General features: G+C 56.9%; 14 protein-coding genes. 10 read left to right on the top strand and 4 right to left on the bottom strand.

Going from position 1 to position 19,004, the window contains the following annotated elements:
- Positions 1 to 22 precede the first annotated feature (22 nt).
- Positions 23 to 490, bottom strand: a complete 468-nt coding sequence (locus J2741_RS06660) for a response regulator (protein WP_209674215.1) — start codon at positions 488 to 490, stop codon at positions 23 to 25.
- The gene (locus tag J2741_RS06655; protein ID WP_209674214.1) at positions 483 to 2,768 is read right to left on the bottom strand and encodes a sensor histidine kinase; all 2,286 of its coding nucleotides are present in this window, start codon (positions 2,766 to 2,768) and stop codon (positions 483 to 485) included. The genes J2741_RS06660 and J2741_RS06655 overlap by 8 nt, the downstream gene beginning before the upstream one ends.
- Positions 2,769 to 2,944: 176 nt before the next feature.
- On the opposite strand from J2741_RS06655, the gene J2741_RS06650 reads away from it, so the two are divergent.
- On the top strand, positions 2,945 to 5,497 hold the full coding sequence (locus J2741_RS06650) for a PAS domain S-box protein (protein WP_209674213.1): 2,553 nt from the start codon (positions 2,945 to 2,947) through the stop codon (positions 5,495 to 5,497).
- On the opposite strand, the gene J2741_RS06645 is transcribed toward J2741_RS06650, so the two are convergent.
- Positions 5,494 to 5,985 carry a DUF367 family protein gene (locus J2741_RS06645; RefSeq protein WP_209674212.1) on the bottom strand — a complete coding sequence of 164 codons (492 nt, stop codon included), beginning with the start codon at positions 5,983 to 5,985 and terminating at the stop codon, positions 5,494 to 5,496. The two genes, J2741_RS06650 and J2741_RS06645, sit on opposite strands and share 4 nt — an antisense overlap.
- A 32-nt stretch (positions 5,986 to 6,017) precedes the next feature.
- Here J2741_RS06645 and J2741_RS06640 point away from each other — a divergent pair, with 32 nt between their 5' ends.
- The 3 genes from J2741_RS06640 to J2741_RS06630 are packed head-to-tail and all read left to right on the top strand — an operon-like array spanning position 6,018 to position 9,515.
- Positions 6,018 to 6,908: a nucleoside 2-deoxyribosyltransferase gene (locus J2741_RS06640; protein WP_209674211.1), complete on the top strand. Its 891-nt coding sequence runs from the start codon at positions 6,018 to 6,020 to the stop codon at positions 6,906 to 6,908.
- 58 nt (positions 6,909 to 6,966) lie between these two features.
- A complete protein-coding gene (locus J2741_RS06635) occupies positions 6,967 to 8,481 on the top strand; it encodes a glycosyltransferase family 39 protein (RefSeq protein WP_209674210.1) in 1,515 nt (504 codons plus the stop codon).
- Complete coding sequence (locus J2741_RS06630) at positions 8,478 to 9,515, top strand: GtrA family protein (RefSeq protein WP_209674209.1); 1,038 nt, start codon at positions 8,478 to 8,480, stop codon at positions 9,513 to 9,515. Before J2741_RS06635 ends, J2741_RS06630 begins: the two co-directional genes overlap by 4 nt.
- Here J2741_RS06630 and J2741_RS06625 read toward each other — a convergent pair whose 3' ends face one another.
- Positions 9,516 to 10,313, bottom strand: coding sequence for a polyprenol monophosphomannose synthase (locus J2741_RS06625; RefSeq protein WP_342452240.1), 798 nt, complete (start codon positions 10,311 to 10,313; stop codon positions 9,516 to 9,518).
- A 243-nt stretch (positions 10,314 to 10,556) separates the two neighbouring features.
- On the opposite strand from J2741_RS06625, the gene J2741_RS06620 reads away from it, so the two are divergent.
- The 6 genes from J2741_RS06620 (at position 10,557) to J2741_RS06595 (ending at position 18,834) form a co-directional block, all read left to right on the top strand.
- Positions 10,557 to 12,701: a hypothetical protein gene (locus J2741_RS06620; protein WP_209674208.1), complete on the top strand. Its 2,145-nt coding sequence runs from the start codon at positions 10,557 to 10,559 to the stop codon at positions 12,699 to 12,701.
- Positions 12,702 to 12,924: 223 nt separating this feature from the next.
- Positions 12,925 to 13,893: an EF-Tu/IF-2/RF-3 family GTPase gene (locus J2741_RS06615; protein WP_209674207.1), complete on the top strand. Its 969-nt coding sequence runs from the start codon at positions 12,925 to 12,927 to the stop codon at positions 13,891 to 13,893.
- 177 nt (positions 13,894 to 14,070) lie between these two features.
- Positions 14,071 to 14,643: a LemA family protein gene (locus tag J2741_RS06610; RefSeq protein ID WP_209674206.1), complete on the top strand. Its 573-nt coding sequence runs from the start codon at positions 14,071 to 14,073 to the stop codon at positions 14,641 to 14,643.
- A gap of 9 nt (positions 14,644 to 14,652) precedes the next feature.
- Positions 14,653 to 16,464, top strand: a complete 1,812-nt coding sequence (locus J2741_RS06605) for a DUF2207 domain-containing protein (protein ID WP_209674205.1) — start codon at positions 14,653 to 14,655, stop codon at positions 16,462 to 16,464.
- A 79-nt stretch (positions 16,465 to 16,543) separates the two neighbouring features.
- Entirely contained in the window at positions 16,544 to 17,002 is a 459-nt protein-coding gene (locus J2741_RS06600) for a PPC domain-containing DNA-binding protein (RefSeq protein WP_209674204.1), read from the top strand.
- Entirely contained in the window at positions 16,999 to 18,834 is a 1,836-nt protein-coding gene (locus J2741_RS06595; protein WP_209674203.1) for a YgiQ family radical SAM protein, read from the top strand. The genes J2741_RS06600 and J2741_RS06595 overlap by 4 nt, the downstream gene beginning before the upstream one ends.
- Positions 18,835 to 19,004: the final 170 nt, after the last annotated feature.

The following is a 19,004-nucleotide window of genomic DNA, read 5'->3' as shown; positions in this document are numbered from 1 at the left end:
CGCCCGGAGGCAGCGCGTGGGGTTACCCGGTTTTGTCGGCAGGATCGACCGGGGGCTGGTTGATCGTCTTCCAGTAGAGGCCGAGCTCACGGATAACGTTTGCAAATTCATCGAACTGGACGGGTTTTACGATGTAACTGTTCACGCCCAGGTCATAACTCTCGATGATGTCGCGCTCCTCCCTCGAGGAGGTGAGGACCACCACGGGGATGGTCCGGGTTTCGGGGTTTCGGCGGAGGGATCTGAGTACTTCGAGACCGTCCACCTTGGGTAGTTTCAGGTCCAGGAGGATCACCTTGGGCCTGGCCTTCGGGTCACGCCCTGAAAACGAACCCTTACCGAAGATATAATCGAGTGCCTCCTCACCGTTCCATGCCACCTGGACCTTGTCGCTCAGGTTACACCACTGGAACACGTGAAGTATCAGTTCCACGTCGTTCGGGTTATCCTCCACGAGAAGGATATCGGCGTTCTTCCCCCCATTACTCATTACCTTGATCTCCACCCAGAGTAAAGAAAAAGGTTGTGCCTTTATCCTGCAGCGATTGGACCCATATTTTTCCCCCGTGTTTCTGGATGATCCTCTGCACGATGGCGAGCCCGACACCGGTCCCCTCGAACTGTTCGTCGGTATGGAGCCTCTGGAACACCCCGAAGATCTTGTGGGAGTACTCCATGTCGAAGCCTACTCCGTTGTCCTTGACATAATAGACAGGGTCGTCCTCCGGGGGGAGGGACCCGACTTCGATCTTCGCGACTGATCTCGGCCGGGTGAATTTCAGGGCATTGCTCAGGAGGTTCATATAAACCAGACGAAGGAGCATCGGGTCTGCCCTGCAGTGGGGCATAGGCCCGGCCACGAACTCCACTTCCCGTCCGTCCCACTCCTGGCGGAGCTCACCGTAGGCGTCGCGGGCGATAATCTCCGGGTCAACATCGATAATATGCAGTTCCTGCCTGCTCGCACGCGAGAAACCGAGCAGGTCCTCGATCAAACGGTTCATCTGGCGGACGTTCTCCCGTATTTTTGAGAGATACCGCTGGGTCGCAGGGGTGAGCGCCTCTCCGAACTCGTTGAGGATGATCGTGGAATATCCGTCTATGGCCCGGAGAGGGGATCGCAGGTCGTGGGACACCGAGTAACTGAACGATTCCAGTTCTCTGTTCGCACTCTCGAGTTGCGAAGTCCGCTCGTATACCATCTGCTCCAGTTTTTCATTGAAAGCCAGCAACTCCTCCTCGATTCTCTTTTTCTCGGTGATGTCCCTGCCCACCGACTGATACTCCGTTACGTGTCCTTCCGGGTCGAAAATCGCCCTGTCGCTCCATTGCTGCCAGTGCACAGTTCCGTCCGGCATTATCACCCGGTGCTCGATGAAATCCACCGGGTGGTCGGGGGTGAGCCGGGAGAAATATCCGGCGACCAGTTTTTTATCCTCCTCAGGAAGGTTCGGCCTGAACTTCCTGCCCCGGGCGTTCTCGCAGTCCAATCCGAACGCCCGGCAATACGCGTCGTTTGCGAAGGTGATGGTCCCGTCCGGGAGAAAACGGGTGATATATTCGGTCTGGCTCTGGACAACGGTCCTGTACCGTTCTTCGGATCTCGACAGGTTCTGCTGGCTCTCCTGAAGCTGCACGATTATTCCCTTCAGCTCCTCGACCATCCTGTCGATCCCCCCGGCCAGTGCGGAGATCTCGGTCCCCATGACCGGAGCAATCGGATGGTCGAGGTTCCCTTTTGCGATAATATCCATATCCCTGGATATGGACTGGATAGGCCGGGTCAGGTAGCGGGATATCCCGACCACCATGATCAATCCCGCGAGAAGCGCGATCACTGCCACGGACAGGTGGAAGATCACCAGTTGGTTTACGGAATCGGTGATGAACGTATTGTCGTAGTTTAATTCCACCACGAGGCTCATATCCGCCCCGTAATCGGGGTCCCTGAGATCGACATAAAGATACTTGAGGGAGGTATGGTTGACCGGGTCGTCGATGACGATATCGGTCTGTTCAGAAAAAGCCCTGTCCAGTATCGCTGAAAGTTCGGAATCCGGGATATAGCTCTTGTTCCGGACAAGCCGTTTTGATGTGGTGAAGATACGGAAATCCTTGACAAGGGGATTCTTGCTCACCGTCGCTTCGATGGAATCGGTATATTTCAGAGAATTCCTCTGGGACTTGAACGACTCTGCGGCGAGGCCCAGTTCAAGTACGTACTTGTGGTCGTAGGAGGGGGCATACGCAAATTTCCTGAGATTCCCCGTGGAGATCTCCTGGACGACGCGATCATTGAAGACCCCGTCGGCATAACGGATTTCGTTGAGATAATCGTAAAAATATGGAACTGTGGTCTTGAAATCGAGACCCTGGTCCGGGGGGAAGGTGGTGTACTCCACCACGCCCGATTCGTTGATGACATAGAGATCCATCTTCCCCCCGAGTTGCCGTTTCAGGGCGGCAAGATCCATCGAGGCGGGATCTCCTCCGGAATCGCGGTACGCCTGGCGGAAAATCTCAAATGCCTCTTCCATCTGGCGGTTCAGGGTGTTGTCGAACATCTTGAGGCCGTTGTCGATGGTCTTGACGTTCTCCCGGACGTTATGCTCTGTCTCGTTCTTGAGCAGGTTCGCATTATCCTCAAAATTTTTTTCGGCGATGAAATAATCGCCGATAGTGATTCCGACAACGAGTATTACGATAAGCGTGAGTATGGAAAGAAAAAGATAATAAGAAAACGGCCGGTTTTTCCTCTGTTTTGGCATATTCTTTCCACAAGACTCCCGAGCGACACAGAATTTTTCGATCCCGGTTATGCAAGTCTCTTTTCAGACTGATGATTAAAGTTGTGGTAGAAACATTTCCGGGAGGCGTAGTGTTCTCTCCTAGACCCCCCGGGAAGAACGTTTAAGAACCACCCGTCCGAGATGAGTACCTAGGCATGATCCTCGACCAGGAGAAGATAACCCGGATCAAAAGGTTTCTCAAGTCAAGGCCGAAAGGGCTGACCATCTCGGATATCTCCTCGGCACTGAAGATAAACCGTAATTCTGTGGCGAAATATCTGGAGATCCTGCTCATTACCGGCCAGGTCGAGGTCAAGATCTTCGGGAATGCAAAGGTGTATTATCTCTCATCGCGGGTCCCCATCTCCTCGATGCTCCGGTTCGCCTCGGAACTGATCCTGGTACTCGATTTCGAGGGGAGGATCACCGAGGTGAACGATAATTTCCTCGACTTCTTTGGAAGAAAAAGGGACGACCTTGTCGGAAACGGGATACAATCACTCGATTTCCCACCCTTCCGGGAACTCTCGCCCCAGACCCTCCTGCAGAAGGCTGCTGTACAGGGCGAGGTCTCGTCAGAGGCCAGGTTTACCCACCATGAGGGGGAAAAATACCTCAGATTCAAGATTATCCCGACGGTCTTCGAGGACGGAGGTGACGGGACCACCATCATCATGGAGGACATTACCCTCCCGAAACAGTTCGAAGAGCAGCTCCGGATCAACGAGGCCCGGTACAGGGGGATAGTTGAAGACCAGACCGAGATGATCACCCGTTTCGGTCCCGACTTCCTTATACGATTTGTAAATACCGAGGCGTGCCAGTCGCTCGGAAAGACCAGGGAAGAACTGATAGGAAAAGACTTCTGGAACTATATCCCGGCAGAAGACCGGATATGGATAAAGGAGCGGATCCTGTCCCTCTCGAAGGATCACCCCGTGGACACCATCGAACACCGTTTCATCAGTCCTTCCGGGGAGATTCTATGGCACCAGTGGACGAACCGGGCTATTCTTAATGACCGGGGAGAGGTGGTGGAATACCAGGGGGTGGGGAGGGATATCACCGCCAGGAAGAAGGCAGAGGAAGAACTCCTGATCAAGAACCTCGCCATCGATTCATCGGTCAACGGGATAGGGATCGCGGGACTTGACCGAAAGATTACCTACGCCAATCAGGCATTCACCGAATTGTTCGGATACCGGGACCTTGCAGAGGTCCTGGGTATGCCCCTTGATCAGTGTGCACACGGGAGCGTGGATGCCATGCGGGATATCATGCAGGTGATGGCTGCGATCTCGGAAAAGGGCAGCTGGGTCGGCGAGGTGAAAGCCCAAAAGAAGGACGGGACCTCATTTTTCGCCCAGTTGTCGGCCACGCTGGTCCGCGACGAAGCAGGAACGCCGCTCTGCATGATGGCCTCGTTCGTCGACATCACCGCAAAAAAAGAGGCCGAACGGGAGATGATGATAAAGGATACCGCGATAGAATCCTCGATCACCGGGATTGCAATCGTTTCCGCGGACCGGAAAATCATTTATGCCAATCAATCCTTCCTCTCCATATTCGGCTTTTCTTCGCATGACGAGGTCCAGGGGACGAGCTGGGACGGCTTTGTCGCGGGATACGATGTGCAACAGCCGGTCCTTGACCAACTCAAGGAGACCCTCCAAAAAGAAGGCCGGTGGATAGGGGAATTCCGTACCAGGAAGGTGGACGGGGACCTTCTGTACCTTCTCGTGTCCGTTAGCCTGGTACAGGATGCCGGGGAGGCGCTCCTCTGCTGGATGGTCTCGTTTTTGGATATCACCGGCCAGAAGATGATTGAGCAAACCCTGAAGAGTACGGTCGAGAAGCTCCAGGATACCATTGAGTTCATGCCAGACCCCACCTTCGTGGTGGATAGGAACAAACGAGTCATCGCGTGGAACAGCGCGCTCGAAGCCCTCACGAATACCAAGAAGGAGGAGGTGCTGGGAAGAAGTGATTACCAGCACGCATTTTCCCTCTTCCGGGAAATTCGCCCGGTCCTGATCGATATCCTTGATCTCCCGGCGCATAAACTTGCGAACAGCTATCCGTCGGTGCGGAGATTCGGCGACAGCATCTACGTGGAAGCGTTCATCCCCGGTGCGAATGAAGGACAGGGTGCATGTCTTTGGGGAAAGGCCTCACCTCTCATCGACCGGGAGGGAAATATCATCGGGGCGATCGAGTCCCTGCGCGACATTACCGAGTGGAAACGAGCGCACCAGTCAATTCTTTCCGTCGGGGCGAACGAGGGGAACGTGCCTGAGGACCGGGTGAAAGAACTCGAGTCTTCCCTTGTGTCCTCTAAAGAAGAGATAGAAGAGCTGATCGCGAAACTGAACGCCGCGAGGCCCCTGGAAGAAGCATTTTCCGATGTGGTGGACCCGCTGGTCCTGATAGACCGGTCCGGGCGGATCATCAGATGCAGCCGCTCGTTCTGCCGGATGGTCGGCGTGGATGCGGAACCCGACGGGAATAACATCGCCATGTTCTGTGCACCCGAAGAGAGAAAGCCGATGTTGGAATGGATAAAAAAAGCCGGTCCGGACCGATCGATCCAATTCTCCGCATCACTCCTGCGGGTGGGCAGCCGGCTGCCGGTTGAGGGGATTGCGATACCCGTAGGAGGGAAACGGGAGCGATCGTTTATGCTCGTGCTCAGGGAAGCAGTCTCCTAGAGGTACATGTTCTGGATCTCCAGGACCTCGGTGCTGTCCCTGGCATCCGCGTAGAATCCCAAAGGCTCCTCGTTCAGCTCGAGGAACCTGTTTCCCCAGGTGCACGAGGAGACGACAAGTACCGCCTGATCACGCTCCCCCAGGATCACCAGTGCTGCGGCGAGAGCCTCCACCGAGGTGAGCTTCCATGGCCTCCCGAAATTCACCGGATTTGCGGCAACGAGGAATGGAAGAGCCCTCCGGAGCCTCCAACCCCGGATCATCCCCGTATCGAGCACCTCCCAGGAACAGTCCAGTGCGGTTATGGACCGGACGGGGCGATCTGCCGGGGATAGTGCTTGTTCGGCGGTCGGATCGAGGATCAGCGAATTCCGTGGGATGGCAGCGATCTTCGGGACGATCCTGATAAGCCCCGCCTTTTCCAGGCGCTTTACCGTGCATTTGCGGGGGTCGCAACTATTGTCCCGGTACGCGTAGAGGGGGATCATCTATCTCCAATGAGTATCCAATTTCCTAACCGATGTATATACTGGTATGCCCCTGTATCCTCGATCCCGGACTCCGGGCCAGGGGTATCACGACTCCGCGGGACCTTGAATCGTTCTCACGGGCATTGGACCGGTGCCGCAGGTTCGGCCTCGAGATCGTCCCCCTGCCGTGCCCGGAAACGAACTACCTGGGCAGGGATCGGGAGCCTGCGACCTTCCTTGACCGGCTTGACACCCCGGAGTTCGAAGCGCTCCTGGACAGCATGGAGAAGGGGACCAGGGAGGTTATTCGCGAGCGTGGGCCTCCGTTTGGGATCCTCGGGGTGAACTCGTCTCCGACCTGCGGGGTGGACACCACCTACCACGGCCCGGGCACGGCAGGCTCCCGGGGAAAAAAACCGGAAAGGGGTGTGTTTTTAAGCCGGTTTCCTGAGATTCCGGCGATAGACGTGCAGGTGTTCGCCCGCTACCGGATCTATCTCGCTGCACCGCTGTTCTCCGAAGCCGAGCGCGATTTCAACCGGAAACTATCCGGGATCCTGGCCTCCCGATTTTTCGAGGTCTACCTTCCCCAGGAAACCGGGGATGACAGTTGCTCCCGGGGCCTCGAATCGCATCGCGAGATCTACCGGAGCCATGTCGAGGCGCTTCGTTCCGTTGATGCCGTCATCGCGGTGGTCGACGGGGCAGATGCGGACTCCGGCACGGCATGGGAGATGGGATATGCATCTGCGAGGGGAATCCCGGTTTTCGCGTTAAGGACGGATTTCAGGATGGCGGGGAGGTGCGAGCACGTGAACCTCATGCTCGAACAATCCGCGACGGTGGCAGGATCGATCGGGGAACTGCTTTCCGCGCTTGATATGCCGGGGGCACTCAGGCCCCGCAAGTATTCGGCTGCCGGACATGAAACCGCCCCGTAATCGCCGTGCACGTGGTATTCTGCAAATATTTAAGGTCAAAAGCGGTAAATGGTGATTAATGGAGAAGAAAAAGACGGAACGATCCTGGAGCACCCGATGCACGTTGGACCGGCCTTTGCCGAAGGGCACGGAATCCGTTCCCTTCCTCTCGGGTCCGGGACTGCGCCGGGCACTTTCGAGCAGATACATCCAGCTCCTCATTCTTCTCACCGCTGCAGGCATATTCCTGCGGTTCTACAATCTCACGTTCAATTCCATCTGGCTCGACGAAGCGGCCACCTATAATTTCTCCCGCGATTCGTTCCTCGAGATCTGGAATATCACCGCGAACGGCGAGTTCAACCCGCCCCTCTTCCACTGGATTGAGCACGTCATGCTTTTCTTCGGAAACTCGGAATTCACCCTCCGTTTCATCCCCGCGCTGCTCGGTGCCTTCACCATTCCCCTCTTCTACCTGATTGGGAAGGAGATGTACGACAGGAATGCCGGGATCATCGCCGCAGCCATTCTCGCGTTCTCCCCGTTTCATGTGCTCTACTCGCAGGATGCACGGGCATACACCACCGTGCTCTTCTTCTTCACTATCGCCCTGTTCTTCTTCCTGTCCGGGTTGAAGACCGGGAAGAGGTCAGACTGGATCTTGTTCGGGATCTTTTCGGCCCTCTCGTTCTGGACCCATTTTTACGTATTCATCGGGGTGGTGATTCTCTATGCATATGCCCTCTATGTGGTCGGAAAGAAGAAAGGCTGGAATATAAAAGGATTTTCCGAATGGATCCTCTCCGCGGCGGTCTTTTTGATCGCCACGCTTCCCCTCCTTGCGGTCACCGTACACCTGTTCCTCGTCAGGACGGGGTCGCCGCCGACCTACGGGGCACAGGGGCTCACTTCCCTGGAGCTCACCTTCATCCAGTTTTCAGGGTTCACCCTCTATGTCACCATTATCTACCTGGTACTCTTTGTAATGGGACTGATCCAGCTTTTCAAGGTGAAAAAAGACACGTTTACCATCTCGGTCCTCGCCGTTCTGGGCACCCTCGCGGCCAGCTATGTCCTCTCGTTCGTGATGCCGATGATCCCCCGGTATCTCATCTTTCTGCTCCCCTTCTTCTTCGTCCCCATCGCCGCGTCATACCATATCTTCTTCCGGATAACGAAGACCCCGAAGATCGTATATATCCTGATAATCGTGATCCTGGCGATCAATATCCCGCAACTGTATCACTACTATACCGTCCCGTCGAAGGAGGACTGGCGGGGCCTTGGAATGAACCTGGCCGGGGCGACCCAGCCGGGAGACGTCGTGGTTGCGGTTCCCTCCTACGTGAGGATGCCGCTCGAGTATTATTACTCCAACGCCACCGACGGGACTATCCTCGTAGGAGCATCGAGCCTTGGGGAGCTTCAGGCAATCCCGGATAAATATCCCGGTACCACGATCATCTATCTCGTAACGTCCGATATATCCGCGGCGGACCCGAGCGGTGCATCGTTCAACTGGCTCGACCAGAATACCATGTATATCGCAAACCAGGGCGGTATTTTCGTATTTGCCTCGAGTACCCGAGGATGATCAGGTCGATGTACGACGCCCTGCTGATCATTCCCGGGGGATGTGCGGATACCGGCGAACTCCTCAGCGAGATGGTCGCCCTGTTCGACCGCAATCGTCTTGCTGCAGGAATATTCCTGGCTCCCTTGGGGGGAGGGGAGAAACCGGGGACCCCGCCTGCGGACGCGTCTGAACACATCGCGGGTGCCGGAACCCTGGGAGATCTCTGTTCGATGGTCTCCGCCGGGAAGATAGAGACCCGGTCCCTCTGGTGGGTCGATGACCCGCAGCGGTTCATGGAAATGCCGTCGCTGGTCGGGGAGATTTGGAAAGGTCTGGATGCCGGAAACGACCTCGTCATAGCGGTCAGGCCATCGGTTCCCCTGCGGGAGAAGATCCCGGCGATGGTGGTCTTTCCGGAGTGGAAAGACCCATTCTCCGGTCTATTTGCGGTCAGGCACAGCGCATTCACGGATTATGCGTCGCCCGGACTCCAGGGCCCCCTGCTCGCCCACTTTCTCTCCCGGGTTCCGTGGAACGGAGTTCGGGAGGTCGACGTCCCGGCGACGGATAGTCCCGGCAGTCGCCATCGTTACCCGGCGACCTCCTGGTTCCCCGGGCTCGGCCAGATCCTGTATTATGCCCTTACCGAGAAGAGCAGCCCGTTACGGACCGAGATGGGGAAGATACTCCGTTTCGCCCTGGTGGGGCTCTCCGGGATCCTCGTCAATACCGGATTTTTATACCTGTTCACCGAGGTGGGAGGGCTCTTTTATCTCGCATCCAGTGCGATCGCGATCGAGCTCTCGATCATATCGAATTTCTTTCTCAACGAGTTCTGGACGTTTAAGAGCAGGTCGGGGCTGATCCGGCGCAGATGGAAGAGGCTTGCCAGTTATAATTTCCTTGCCCTGGGCGGGATGGCAGTGAACATGGTTGTGCTCTACGGCCTCACGGCTGGGTTCGGCGTCTATTACCTCACGGCAAATATCATCGGGATCCTCTTCGGTTTCTTATGGAACTACCTGACCAACCGGAACATCACCTGGAGGTGATCAGCACCGTTCCGGTACCTCGCGGGCGAGGTAGATCCGCCAGGAGCGGGCGATGGCATTGCTTCTCCGCTGCACGAGGTTGTATTCAAGGATACTCAGGCACTGGACAAGGTACTGGAGGAGGATCCTCCATCGTAACTTGCTCTCCCCCATCTCCCGGTCCTTGAAGGTGATGGGGATCTCCGCAACCCTTGCCCAGCCTGCTTTCCCGAGGATCTCGAACCCCATCCGGAACCCCCGGGGGGTAAGAGTGACCTCGTCAAGGATCGCCTTTTTTATCGCAAAAAAACCGCTCCCCGAATCATGGACATGGGGAATAAGCACCCTTCCCAGGGTTGCTGCACCAAAAGAAAGAATTTCCCGGTGGAATGCCCAGTTCCGGACCTCCCCTCCCCTTACATACCGGCTTCCTATGACCATATCGCACCCGTTCTCCCGCAGGCACCGGTAAAAACGGGGGATCTTTTCGGGAGGGTGCGAGAAATCGCAATCGATGCACTGGACCAGGGGGGCGCCGGCTGCGAGAATTCCATCGTACAGGGAAGGAGAAAGACCGTGATTGGAATGGCGGACCAGGAGCTCCAGGTTATTCATGGACTCCTGGAGAGATCTCACGATCCCGGCGGTGCCGTCGGGTGAATCGTCATCTACCACCAGTATCTCTTCGAAAATTTTGTGTTCCGTGCAGATTTCGTGAACTGCCCGGATCATCGGACCGATATTTTCCTTTTCATTGAAGGTCGGGATCACTACGGTGAGATCGTAGGGTTCTGCCCCTTCCGTTGATTGAATGGCCACTTAAAGGTATATCTCCGCGGGAAATCTTATAGTTTGGCGCAGGGACAGGGCGGATCCGATCCCAGGAAGATACGGGCAGCGATCCCGGATTTTAACCGGAAACAAAAATGATAACAGATATATATACTCTTCCCGATACCGATGTAGTGAACTCCCGTTATGCTGTCGGTTCGTGAATTCTGGAGTCATTCCTACACGATTCCGATCCTTTTGTGCCTCGGTATAATAACTCCCGTTTTGGTATTGAAGGGCTATTTCATCGGAGACTACCATGATATCCTCAACAATACCCTGGATTATTTCTACCTGCATCAGAATCTCTTCGGGATGTGGAACAACCTCTGGCCGGGGGGATTTCCCGAGGTCGCAAATCCGCTCTCATCCAGGTTTTACCCGTTCTCTTTTCCTTTTTACTATTTCTCCAACTCGATATACATCCTGAATTTCGTGGTTATTCTCCACATTCTCATTGCTTTTTTCTCCTTCCGAAAACTCGCCACGCTCATCTGCAGGTCGGAATTCCTGCTTACCATCAGCGCCCTTTTCTACGCGTTCTCCGGGATATTGCTGACCAGGATCGCGGCGGGGCAGCTGGTCATCCTCTTCGCCCTCGCCTGGACGCCGTTGATGTATTATTTTCTCTTAAAAATCCTCCAGTATCGTGAATACTCCGTTATAAACATCTTTTTTCTTGTATTCATCCTCGTATTCCAGTATTTTTCGGGAGGATTTTACATCTTCGTCTTCAATTTCATTGTATTACTGATTTTTTTCGGGTATTATCTGTTGTCGGGCGAGGACCGGAGGAAGGTCGGCACGGTGTTCCTGCTCGTGGCTGCCTTTTTTATCGCTATCAGTGCGATTAAGCTGCTCCCGGAACTCTCCATCAACCAGTTCATCGTTCGCATCGACCCTATTGATCCCCTCGCGGGGGGAGGGTTTCTGGAGAATAATCTCGGTGCATATACTTTCGGCGTCCCCATCGATTCGACCTTCGGGATGCACGAGAGCGCGGTCTTCATTGGGATAGTCCCCCTCATTTTCGCGATAACCGCGTTCGTGTTCGGGGATAAGAAACTCGTGGTCCCGTCCTTCATCGCGGTGATCTTCGCATTCGTATGGGCGGACGGGGGAAATACGCTGCTCTCGTTCGTGCACTTCTTCCCGATGTTCGCCAATTTCCGGTGCCCTGGAAGAATACTTGGGACGATAGGCCCCCTGGTGCTGTTCCTGGCGCTCTACGGGTTTGTCATTCTCCTGGACCAGGCGGAAAAGAGCGATCTGTTCAGGGTAGGGCCGGTGGAAAAGAAGAGAATACTCCTGGGGACCGGGGTTCTCGTTCTTCTAAAATTGTTGGAAATCCCCTACCAGGATACGGTATCGCTCCCGGCAGTCGTTTCCGTCCTTATTCTGTTCGTATTTATACTGTTACTCTATACAAATAAGATATCGGATTCCGTGTTCATCGCGCTGGTTTTGGTATCCCTCCTGGTGAACGGGGTATTCCTGTTCCTGTCGGGAACAATTAATCCTTATTTTTGGATACAGGCGGGAATCGCGATCGTGCTCATCCTGGCTGCCACATGGTACTACTGCCGGGGAAGTGCGCGGGGGGCCCGAAGGACCTTCACGCTCCTGTTTGTGATCGCCCTTCTGGTCTCTCTCGCCGGAAATATGAGTTACCTTGTGTATACCAGTCCGGGGCTCGATTCCGGACCTGCCCGGGATGTCGCCACGGAACTTGGCATCCCTCCTGCCGGATACCCCCAGGTATTCATCCTCGATACGGGGCCCGGATGGTCGCACATGGACTTCACGGTTGCATACCTCGAAGCGGGTATCCAGCCCTTGAACGGGTATTACCCGTATTTCCTGAAGAACAACCTGGCCCCCTCCTACACGCTCCAGGGCATCACCTATACCACCGCGAATTATATCGTGGATACGGCATACCTCGAAAGCGGGACACCGACGTTCGGGGAAATATACGATACCATTGGCGGGGTCCCGGTATACGCTCCCTTAGACGTACTCCCCAACGTATTCGCGGTGAGAAACGAGCAGTTCGTCCCTGTCGCGGTTGAAAAGTATACCCCGGACGAGGTGATCGTCACCGGCGACCTGCGTGCCGGGGACGTAATCGTGGTAAAAACATCGTATTATCCCGGCTGGTCCGTAAACGGGAATCCTGCACAAGCTATTGGGAACCTTGTGACCGGGAGGCTGCCCGCAGATTCGGACAGGGCAATCGCCAGGTTCGACCCTCCGGACTTCAAAGCCGGAATAATCTCTTCCATCACCGGGGTCCTCGCGATATGCGCCCTGCTGGCATACCGGAGAAAGGCGGAGGCAATCCTTTTTCCGGCCGGGGGCCGGGTTCACTCGTGATCTCTTACAAAAGGTGAGGTGCAAGGACAGACCCTTTCCGAACAGGACTCACCCGGGGGCAAGGCCATCACTTCGTCCGCATCTCCGGGGATCGTGAAGGACCGACCGGCAGGGAGAATGCCTGACCGGAATCAGGGTGTCCTGATTCCCTTCGCGGTTCCCTCTGACTGCCGAGGGGTTCTCTCCCCAATCATCATATCCGATCCCACCCCATCTTTTCTGGATGCCGAACCTCAATGTCGCAGTTATCGGTCCCATTGAATATGCAAAGGAGCTGGGGAAGAAGGGGACCGTTTCCGATATTACCTTTTACAATCTGAAAAAGGACGAGACGACGGTCACGTTCATCGAACCGAGCCGATACCCGGAGAAACTCTCATCTCTCTTCTTTGCGGTGTCCATGGCGCAGAAGGCGGTCCTGGTAGTCGACGAGATCAACGCCCAGTTCGGGGAGTGCGTGCTGATGCTCGACTGTGCCGGGATGAAGGACGGCGTCCTGGTCCTGCGCAACTATATCACCCCCGACCAGGTGGCGCCCCTGATCAGGGACACGGTCGTCGCGGGGTACCGGGTCGCTGAAGACGACCGGTTCCGGTTAAGAGAAGATCTCACTGCGGAAGCCGCCGCCCGGAAGGACCCCGCCCCGGCGGAACTCGCCCGCTCGGGTGCGGTCCCGGTGGACCACTTCTTCAATGTAAAGGGTGTGGGGGTCGTGGTCCTTGGAGGCGTCATCCGGGGGGCGATAAGAAAACACGATTCGCTGAAGGTGTTCCCCACGGAACATACCGCGCTGGTCAGGTCCATTCAGAAGCACGATGACGACGTGGACGCGGCCTGGGAGGGAGACCGTGTCGGCCTCGCACTGAAGGGCGTGGAGGTGGAGGCCCTCGACCGGGGTTACGTGCTCTCAAACGACCCGTCACTGACCGCTTCCGGGACAATTCACGGTCGTGCGACGCTGGTGAAATACTGGCCAACCCCCCTGAAGGAGGGCATGATACTCTACCTCGGGCACTGGATGCAGTTCGTCCCCGGGAGGATTGCTTACGTCAATAATGCGGGCGACTGGAAGCGTCCCGAGGTGACGCTTCGGTCAGAGAAAGAACTCGTCCTTCCCCCGAAAGCAGAGGTCCTGCTCCACTACCTGGAAGGGGGAAAACTGAGAATCGTCGGGACCCTCCGGATCGACTGAAACGGAAATGCGATTAATTTTTCCGGAATAGAACAGAATACCTTTTTCCATCCGGGTCCCGTTGTTCGCATCTCTGCGGGGCAGACCCTGCACGCATACGGAACCATCGTCGCGGCCAGGGTTCCCGGGGCAGGGGAGGGCTTATCCGTGCAGGCCCCTATCAGTACGTGGTGAACCATGGCACTGGGAGACCTCATTCCCTGGATTGTGGGAGGAATCATCCTCCTCATCATCGTCGTGCTGATCCTGTACTTTGTCTCCATCTACAACCGGTTCTATACCCTGAAGAACTCATCCGAGGCGACACTGGGACAGATCCGGGTAGCGATGAAGAAGCGGCTGGATATGATCGACCAGCTGCTGGGTGCGGTAAAGAGCTATGCAAAGTTCGAACGGGAGACCTTTGAGAACGTCACGGCCATGCGGGCCCGGGTAGGTTCGGCCGGACCGGGCGACCTGAACGATATCGAGAAAGAGTCCCGTTCCCTGCTGGGAAGACTCTTCGCGGTAGCGGAGAACTACCCCGACTTAAAGACCAGCACCACCGTGACGAACCTGATGGAGGCGGTGAAAGGGGTCGAAGAGGAGATCGCCCGGCAGCGGTATACCTACAACAACATCTCCCAGCAGTTCAACACCATGATCGACGTCATTCCCTCGAGCTTCGTGGGCCGGCTGATGGGGCTCTCCAAACTGACCTACCTGGAGTTTGAAGAAGCGATCTCCACCCCCCCGAAGATCGAGTTCTGAGGTGTACGAATGTCGGAGGAACGCCAGATCGTCCTTCTTTTTGTGGTCGCGATAGGAGTCGCCGCACTTGGGATCCTGATAGGCGCCTCGATCCCCGGGCTCCTCGAGGGTGACCTGGTAGTGGACTCGTATCACGCGGATTTCGGCCAAAACGGGACCCTTTCGGAGACCTATACCTACCAGGTCATGAACAGCGGGCAATACCGGATGCTCTTCCGTTTCTGGAATGCCCCGCTCTCGCTCACCCCGCTCGCCTTCCCGTACATCCTCTACCAGGACATGACCATACCTTCTGGCGTAATCGGGTACGTGAAGGATTACCAGGGGACGGTCACCCTGGTGGGCTCGACCGATCCCGCGGCAGCCGCGGTAGTGCGTCAGCTCGCCGAGCTGAACGAGGTGGGAATCTATAACCCGGCGTACTACGCGGCAGGGGAGTATACCGTCCTGTACCAGTATATCGTCTACCCTCCCATCGAGTACGACGAGCAGTATGCCCACCTCAACATACGGCTGGTCGACCAGCACGTCCCGTTCCGCGCTCTCGAGATCACGTACCCTGCCGCGAACGTGGTCGCAGTCTATCCCCACCCTGCATCGCTCTCGGTCTCACGGTCCGATGAAACGATCGTGGTCACGGGGAGCGCAGCTACCGACGAGGTGGTAGGGATCGAGCTCCTGCTCCGGGAGCAGGCGCTGAACACCACGCCGGGATTCCCCACTTACGTGGAAGGCGTACAAGCACAGACCGAGGCTGCAAATCCCTGGTGGGATGTCCTGCCGTACTATTTTGCCCAGGCATGGTTTGTAATCTCCCTAATCGCCATGCTGGCGACTCCCTTCCTCCTTCTCGTCATCTATTACCGCTTTGGGAGGGAGAAAAAATTTACAGTGCCAGGGTATCTCAGTTTTACCCCCAACCCGGCGATGAAACCCTGGGAGGTCAACCTGCTCTTCAAGGGAGATGCGGTCGATTTCGATAAGGACGGTTACTATGCTACCTTGCTTGACCTGCACCGGAGGGGGCTGGTCAGGATCGAGGGCGGTGACCAGGGGGCACCGGTCAGGATCACCGTTCTTTCAGGGCGTACCGACGATCCGTACGAGAAACGGGTGCTTGAGTTCCTGAAAGATGCATCCGAGGACGGGGTAGTTGACACTGCCGTACTTGAACGCCTGGCAACCAAAGCGAGATCGGATCTTACTGCAGAGAAACAGATCCTTCGCTACCAGAGGGAACTGCTGGATGTGACCCGCCGTTCCGACCCGGCCCTGATCGCCCGGTACCTCGTGGACGGAAGGGACCATATCTTTCCCTTCCTGTTCGTGGGGGTGGCATTCACCGCGATAGGCATAATCGGGCTTATCGTTGCTCCCTTCCAGGCCGGATACCTCGGTCCCGCGGTGTTGTTCTCGGCACTGATCCTCGCACAATCCGCGGTGGCCCTCGCCTTCCCCTCTACCCTTTTCGGGCACTGGAAAGGGGACGGCTACCAGGAGAAGCTGCAGTGGGACGCGTTCGCGAAGTTCCTGTCGGACCTGGCGCTCATGCGCAAATACGCGCCCGCAGATATCGCCATGTGGGGTGAATGGCTGGTCTACGGAACCGCGCTCGGTGTGGGAGACAGGGTCGAGAAGGCAATGAAGGAGCTCGACGTGAATATCCCCGAGGCAGGTGTTCCCCTGGGGATTCGGACCGCGTTCGTCCCGGTATTACTCTTTGTCCCCCCGTCACGCGGTGGCGGCGGTGGCGGTTTCGGCGGAGGAGGATCCTTCGGCGGCGGCGGTGGTTTCGGCGGCGGCGGCGTAGGAGGGCGCTGAAGTCCGGTGCCCCTGAACTTGGATCCCTTATCCTCCCTTTTATTTCCACGGAAATCCATAGCATAGCAGGGATAAGAATATGCGGTACGCAGAAGGGCGCCCGGGCAGGATTTTTTATCTGAGGATCGACCACGGCGAGGATCTCGTCGCCGGGCTTCTTTCGTTCGTGAAAGCGCACAATATACGCTCCGCCGTTATTCAGCTCCTTGGTGCGCTCCTCGAGGGGAGCATGGTGACCGGCCCCGAACACCCTGTCCTCCCCCCGGACCCCCATTGGGATACGTTCAGCGGCGGGTGGGAGATACTCGGCATTGCCACGGTTTCATGGACCGGTGAAGGACCTCACCTCCATCTCCACAGTACCGTCGGAAGAGGGACGAATGTTCTTACCGGGTGCATCCGGGGTAAAACGGAAGTCTATATCGTGGTTGAAGCGGTTATCCAGGAAATTCGGGGCTGCACGGTGGAGCGGGTCTTCGACCAGGCCACGGGGCTCGACCTCCCGAACCCCCGCGGGGAACATCACCCGCCGCTATGACCATGGAACAACCCTCATTTCTTCCCCTCTCCATAAAAGAGGCTCATCGACTTGGCATTGACAGGCCGGACTTCCTGATCGTTACCGGCGATGCCTACGTGGATCATCCCTCTTTCGCCGCTGCACTCCTCGGAAGGGTGCTCTGGGATGCCGGGTTCTCGGTCGGGATAATTTCCCAGCCTGACTGGAGGACCGACCGGGATCTGCTCACCTTCGGTCCGCCGGAACTCGGGATCCTGGTCGCACCAGGTAACGTGGACTCGATGGTGAACCACTATACGGCGAACCTGAAAAGAAGGAATCGCGACGTATATACCGCGGGCGGGCATCCGGGAAAACGACCGGACCGGGCGGCGATCGTGTACACCGACCGCCTTCATGCCGTCTTTCCGGGGGTTCCCGTTATTCTCGGTGGGATCGAAGCCAGCCTCCGGCGGTTCGCCCATTACGACTACTGGTCGGACAGGGTGAGACAGTCCATACTTGCGGATGCCCCTGCCGACCTGCTGGTGTTCGGGATGGGGGAACGCCAGGTGGTCGAGATCGGAGAGAGGCTCGCCGCAGGCGAAGCGGCCGGGGAGATCAGGAACATTCCCGGTACAGCGTATCGCGTCGCTATCAATGAATGGAAGCGGCAAATAGACGAAAATATCGTCACAATCCCCGACTTCCAGCAGGTATCTGGGGATAAGCGGGAGTATGCCCGGGCATTCGCCCTGCATTACCAGGAACAGGACCCGTTCCGGGGGAGATCCGTCGCCCAGGTCCACCCAAAGACCGTGGTAATCCAGAACCCTCCCGCCCGGCCGCTCTCCACTTCCGGTTTGGACCACCTCTACGAACTCCCTTACACCCGGGCGGCACACCCGGCATCCCGCGAACCCGTGCCGGCGCTCGAGCCGGTAAAGTTCTCGGTCACCAGCCACCGGGGCTGTTTCGGGGAATGCGCCTTCTGTGCTCTCACCCATCACCAGGGAAGGATCATCCAGTCCCGGAGCGTGGAGTCTCTCGAACGCGAAGTCCGGAGGATCGCGAAACTCCCCGGATTCTCCGGGGTGATCACCGACGTAGGGGGGCCGACTGCGAACATGTGGGGGGCTCGGTGCAGTCGCTGGGAAACCGCCGGGACCTGTCCGGACCGGCACTGCTCCCCGGCCTGCGGCGGGCTGGTGCTCTCCCACCAGGCCCAGATGGAGCTCCTGGCGAAACTGCGGGAGGTCCCCGGGGTCAGGTGGGTCTTTATCGGTTCCGGAATACGGTTCGACCTGGTAATGGCCGATCCCGCTCCCTACCTGGAGGAGCTCTGCAGGCACCATGTGTCGGGGCACCTCAAGGTCGCGCCCGAACACGTCTCGGAGCGCGTGCTGGAACTTATGAACAAGCCGGACCGTGCAGTGTTCGACCGGTTCAGGGCGCGCTTCTCCGCTATCGGAAGCAGCGGGAAGAAGAAGCAGTACCTTCTCCCCTACTTCATGTCGGGGCATCCGGGATGCACCATAGAGGACATGATCGAACTTGCGGAGTACATCCGGGACCACCGGCTCTATACCGAGCAGGTCCAGGATTTTACCCCCACCCCTATGAGCCCTTCCACCTGCATGTACTACACGGGGATAAACCCGTTCACCATGAAGGAGGTCCACATCCCCCGGGGAAGGGAGAAGAAGATCCAGCGAGCGATTCTCCATTACCGCGAACCGGCCAACCGGGCACTGGTGGAGGAAGGGCTCCGGGGTGCGGGGAGAGAGGATCTCATTGGTCCGGGTGCAGATTGCCTGATCCCCGGGACAGCAAAGATCCGGCGAAGTACATCGAAAACAGCGAAGAAATAGGATTTTTTTTGATGCTGAGATCCTCTCTCTCTTATCGTTATGCGAATCTGCGATGCACTTACGTCAAACCGGACTCATCATGCGCCCCGGGGGAAGTATCTGTAGATATTCAGGCTCTGTTGAATTCCTTGATCTCCATCGGAGGATGAATATGGGATATGCCCGGACTG

Source organism: Methanolinea mesophila (assembly GCF_017873855.1).
Classification (GTDB): Archaea; Halobacteriota; Methanomicrobia; order Methanomicrobiales; family Methanospirillaceae; genus Methanolinea_B; species Methanolinea_B mesophila.
This window is presented reverse-complemented; position numbering and strand designations above follow the sequence as displayed.

Excerpts from the sequence above, each read along its gene's own strand:
- J2741_RS06660 (WP_209674215.1), bottom strand. The coding sequence starts at position 490 with ATGAGTAATGGGGGGAAGAACGCCGATATCCTTCTCGTGGAGGATAAC.
- J2741_RS06655 (WP_209674214.1), bottom strand. The coding sequence starts at position 2,768 with ATGCCAAAACAGAGGAAAAACCGGCCGTTTTCTTATTATCTTTTTCTT.
- J2741_RS06650 (WP_209674213.1), top strand. The coding sequence starts at position 2,945 with ATGATCCTCGACCAGGAGAAGATAACCCGGATCAAAAGGTTTCTCAAG.
- J2741_RS06645 (WP_209674212.1), bottom strand. The coding sequence starts at position 5,985 with ATGATCCCCCTCTACGCGTACCGGGACAATAGTTGCGACCCCCGCAAA.
- J2741_RS06640 (WP_209674211.1), top strand. The coding sequence starts at position 6,018 with ATGTATATACTGGTATGCCCCTGTATCCTCGATCCCGGACTCCGGGCC.
- J2741_RS06635 (WP_209674210.1), top strand. The coding sequence starts at position 6,967 with ATGGAGAAGAAAAAGACGGAACGATCCTGGAGCACCCGATGCACGTTG.
- J2741_RS06630 (WP_209674209.1), top strand. The coding sequence starts at position 8,478 with ATGATCAGGTCGATGTACGACGCCCTGCTGATCATTCCCGGGGGATGT.
- J2741_RS06615 (WP_209674207.1), top strand. The coding sequence starts at position 12,925 with ATGCCGAACCTCAATGTCGCAGTTATCGGTCCCATTGAATATGCAAAG.
- J2741_RS06610 (WP_209674206.1), top strand. The coding sequence starts at position 14,071 with ATGGCACTGGGAGACCTCATTCCCTGGATTGTGGGAGGAATCATCCTC.
- J2741_RS06605 (WP_209674205.1), top strand. The coding sequence starts at position 14,653 with ATGTCGGAGGAACGCCAGATCGTCCTTCTTTTTGTGGTCGCGATAGGA.
- J2741_RS06600 (WP_209674204.1), top strand. The coding sequence starts at position 16,544 with ATGCGGTACGCAGAAGGGCGCCCGGGCAGGATTTTTTATCTGAGGATC.
- J2741_RS06595 (WP_209674203.1), top strand. The coding sequence starts at position 16,999 with ATGACCATGGAACAACCCTCATTTCTTCCCCTCTCCATAAAAGAGGCT.